The organism is Nocardioides sp. (genome assembly GCF_031422975.1).
Classification (GTDB): Bacteria; Actinomycetota; Actinomycetes; order Propionibacteriales; family Nocardioidaceae; genus Nocardioides.
Genome location: NZ_JANPEO010000384.1, coordinates 1 through 3,753 on the forward strand (window position 1 = coordinate 1; position 3,753 = coordinate 3,753).

Here is a 3,753-nt window from a genome sequence, read left to right on the forward strand (position 1 = left end):
CCGGGGCCCCGCCCCCCCCACACCGGGGCCCCCGCGTCCCCGCGCGCCATGTGGTGGTTCCGGCCCCCCCCCCCGGGGGGCGACGGCCCCGGGGGGGTGCCCCATGGCCCCCGCGTCTACGCCGATGGTGCGGATCAGCACGTCGCGCACCCACTCGGGGCGGAACATCACGTCCTCCCAGATGAAGCGGAGGACCGTCCACCCGTCGGCGACGAGCAGCGTGTAGCGCCGGACATCCTTGCGAAATCCTTCGCGCACCGCGTGGAACTCGAACGAGTCGCACTCCACGACGATGCGCCGCTCCCGGTCGACCAGGTCGGGGCGAGCCCAGCAGTGGGCTGACGAGATGACGACCTGGGGTTCGACGTGCAACCCCGGGACGGTGTTGCAGATGGCGCGCGTGGCCGACTCGAAGGCATTGGCCGCCTCGCCCCGCGCAGCCCGGCCGACGCGTTGAGCCTTCGCCTCACCACGCCCCCGCACCGTCGCCATGGCCCGACGGAGCGTGGCGTGCTCGCCGTGGCGAAGGGCGGAATCCGCAATCACCAGTGCCTCGTCGTCCGGCAGCAGGCGCAGGCACTGTGCGAGGGTGAGCTCGCGGCTGGTCGCCCCATCGGTGACGTCGTCGAGTCTCAGATCGCCACGATGCACGATCAGCTTGTCTCGCCACTTCGTGGGGATGTTGCGATGACGCGGGAAGGTGACGTGGGGCTTGTCCGGAGCCAGTTTGACCTCCCAGCCGTGATGAAGGGCGGCACTGGAGAGGCTGAGCACGCCATTGGCGCCGTGCGCGATGCTGACCGCTTCGCCCACCTCCGGCAGGGTGTAGCGACCGTGGCCGGCGCGAACGATCCCACCCTCGCGCAACGCCCGATCGACGTCGAGGCGAGTCGTCGCCGCGATGAGGGCTGCCCGGGTGGAGAGTCCTCCCGAGCGCTCGATCACGGTGGCCGCGTCCATGGCACGAGCATGCGCGATGTCGCCGTACCCGCGCTGGCCCCATCCACAGGCACGTAGACGCGCGGACGTTGGTCCAGCTCCGGAGAGTGGCTCACGCTGAGCCGACCCGCCCGGGACGAGCAATGTCCGCGTGTCTACGCGGGCACCTCAGACGAGCGCGCGGTAGATGTCGAGAGTCCGTGCCGCGATCGCCGGCCAGCCGAACGACTCGATCGCCCGCTGCCGACCCGCCCGGCCGCGCTCGGCGGCGCGATCGGGGTCGCTCACCGCGTCGACGAGCGCCGCGGCCAGGTCGGCGACGTACTGCTCGGGGTGCAGGGGCGTGCCCGTGCCGTCCGTCGCCTGCTCGATCGGGACGAGCCAGCCCGTCTCCCCGTCGAGGACGACCTCGGGGATGCCGCCGGTCGCGGTGGCGACGACGGCGGTCTCGCAGGCCATCGCCTCCAGGTTGACGATGCCGAGCGGCTCGTAGATGGACGGGCAGGCGAAGACGGTCGCGGCGGTGAGCAGTGCGACCACGTCGGGGCGCGGCAACATCTCCGCGATCCACACCACGCCGGTGCGGGTCTCGGCCAGCTCGTCGACGAGCCCGCGCACCTCGGCCTCGATCTCGGGGGTGTCGGGCGCGCCGGCGCACAGCACCAGCTGTACGTCCGGTGGCAGCTGGGCCGCGGCGCGCAGGAACAGCGGCAGGCCCTTCTGTCGGGTGATGCGGCCGACGAAGATCACGCTCGGGCGATCCGGATCGAGGCCGAGCTCGCGCACCCGGTCGGGGTTGTGGACGGGGGACCAGTCGGTGGTGTCGATGCCGTTGTGCACCACGTGCACGCGTGCGGGGTCGACCGAGGGGTAGCTGCGCAGGACGTCGTCACGCATCGCCGCGCTCACGGCCACGATCCCGGCCGCGCCCTCGTAGGCCGTCCTCTCCACCCAGCTCGACAACGCGTAGCCACCGCCGAGCTGCTCGGCCTTCCACGGCCGCATCGGCTCGAGCGAGTGCGCGGACACCACGTGCGGGATGCCGTGCATCAGCCCGGCCAGGTGGCCGGCCATGTTGGCGTACCAGGTGTGCGAGTGGACGAGGTCCGCCCCGGCGCAGTCGTCGACCATCGCGAGGTCGACACCGAGCGTCCGGATGGCGGGGTTGGCGCCGGCGAGCGACTCTGGTTCGGCGTACGCCGACGTGCCGGCCTCGTCACGAGGAGCACCGAAGCATCGCACGCGGGCGTCGATGCCGGGCTGGGCTCGCAGGGCCCGGACGAGCTCGGCGACGTGCACGCCGGCGCCACCGTAGACCTCGGGCGGGTACTCCTTGCTGAGGACGTCGATTCGCATAGCCGAGAACTTACTCGGGGCGAAGGGTGGTCGTGTGCTGCTCCGCACCACTAGTTTCGGGACATGACTTCGCCGGGCCGCAAGAAGATCCTCGCCATCGTCCTTGCCGGCGGTGAGGGCAAGCGGCTGATGCCGCTCACCGCAGACCGGGCCAAACCCGCCGTCCCGTTCGGCGGCATCTACCGGCTCATCGACTTCGCCCTGTCCAACGTCGTCAACTCGGGCTACCTCAAGGTGGTCGTGCTGACGCAGTACAAGTCGCACAGCCTCGACCGGCACGTCACGACCACATGGCGGATGTCGAACCTGCTCGGCAACTACGTCACCCCGGTGCCGGCGCAGCAGCGCGTGGGCAAGCGGTGGTATCTCGGCAGCGCCGATGCGATCTTCCAGTCGCAGAACCTCCTGGTCGACGAGCAGCCCGACATCGTGGTCGTCGTGGGCGCCGATCACGTCTACCGGATGGACTTCGCCCAGATGGTCGAGGCGCACGTCGAGTCCGGCGCGGGCTGCACGGTGGCGGCGATCCGGCAGCCGATCTCGCTGGCCGACCAGTTCGGCGTCATCGACATCGATCCCCAGTCGCCCGACCGGATCCGCGCCTTCCTGGAGAAGCCGACCGATCCGATCGGCCTGCCCGACGCCCCCGACCAGGTGCTGGCCTCGATGGGCAACTACGTGTTCAACGCCGACGCCCTCGTCGACGCAGTCACCCGCGATGCCGAGCTCGAACGCTCCAAGCACGACATGGGCGGCGACATCGTCCCGTGGTTCGTCGACCGCACCGAGTCCGCCGTCTACGACTACAAGGACAACGACGTGCCGGGCTCCACCGACCGCGATCGTGGCTACTGGCGCGACGTGGGGACGATGCGCTCCTACTACGACGCGCACATGGATCTCGTGTCGCCGCTGCCGGTCTTCAATCTCTACAACAAGGACTGGCCGATCTTCACCAGCTACGGCCCCCATCCGCCCGCGAAGCTCGTCGAGGGTCACACCGGCGGGTCGGTGACGACCTACAACTCGATCCTGTCGCCGGGTGTCGTGGTCAGTGGCGGCAGTGTGAGCCAGTCGGTGCTGTCGCCGTCGGTCTACGTCCAGGAGGGCGCCGAGGTCTCCGACTCCGTGCTCATGGACGGTGTCCGCATCGGCGAGGGCGCGATCGTGCGCAACGCCATCCTCGACAAGGGCGTCGTGGTGCCGCCGGGTGTCCGGATCGGCGTCGACCCCGAGGAGGACCGGGAGCGCGGGTTCGTGGTCGAGGACGGCCTCACCGTGCTGGCCAAGCAGCAGCAGGTGCCGACCAGCGACTAACTGTAGTTCCCCGTGACGTTGTGAACGCGGTCGGCGGGGACGAGGCCTCCGATGCCGGTATGGGGTCGGTGATGATTGTAGAAGTGGAGCCAGTCCGCATACGTGGCTGAGCGGGCATCGTCGGACAGGTAGGTATGGGCG

Annotated in this window: 3 protein-coding genes and 1 pseudogene; 1 reads left to right on the forward strand and 3 read right to left on the reverse strand. The window is 70.1% G+C overall.

The window, feature by feature from the left end; translation table 11 throughout:
* Together RMO85_RS11595 and glgA are read right to left on the reverse strand one after the other, a co-directional pair.
* Window positions 1–960 (reverse strand): DUF559 domain-containing protein (locus tag RMO85_RS11595; RefSeq protein WP_310528880.1); only part of this gene is annotated, 960 nt, incomplete at its 3' end.
* A gap of 147 nt (window positions 961–1,107) precedes the next feature.
* Window positions 1,108–2,295 carry a glycogen synthase gene (glgA, locus tag RMO85_RS11600; protein ID WP_310528881.1) on the reverse strand — a complete coding sequence of 396 codons (1,188 nt, stop codon included), beginning with the start codon at window positions 2,293–2,295 and terminating at the stop codon, window positions 1,108–1,110.
* A 63-nt stretch (window positions 2,296–2,358) separates the two neighbouring features.
* Here glgA and glgC point away from each other — a divergent pair, with 63 nt between their 5' ends.
* Window positions 2,359–3,612, forward strand: a complete 1,254-nt coding sequence (gene glgC / locus RMO85_RS11605; protein WP_310528882.1) for a glucose-1-phosphate adenylyltransferase — start codon at window positions 2,359–2,361, stop codon at window positions 3,610–3,612.
* On the opposite strand, the pseudogene RMO85_RS11610 reads toward glgC, so the two are convergent.
* A pseudogene (locus RMO85_RS11610) lies at window positions 3,609–3,753 on the reverse strand (IS481 family transposase); the annotation flags it as partial. The gene glgC and the pseudogene RMO85_RS11610 overlap by 4 nt on opposite strands.

Excerpts from the sequence above, each read along its gene's own strand:
- glgA (WP_310528881.1), bottom strand. The coding sequence starts at position 2,295 with ATGCGAATCGACGTCCTCAGCAAGGAGTACCCGCCCGAGGTCTACGGT.
- glgC (WP_310528882.1), top strand. The coding sequence starts at position 2,359 with ATGACTTCGCCGGGCCGCAAGAAGATCCTCGCCATCGTCCTTGCCGGC.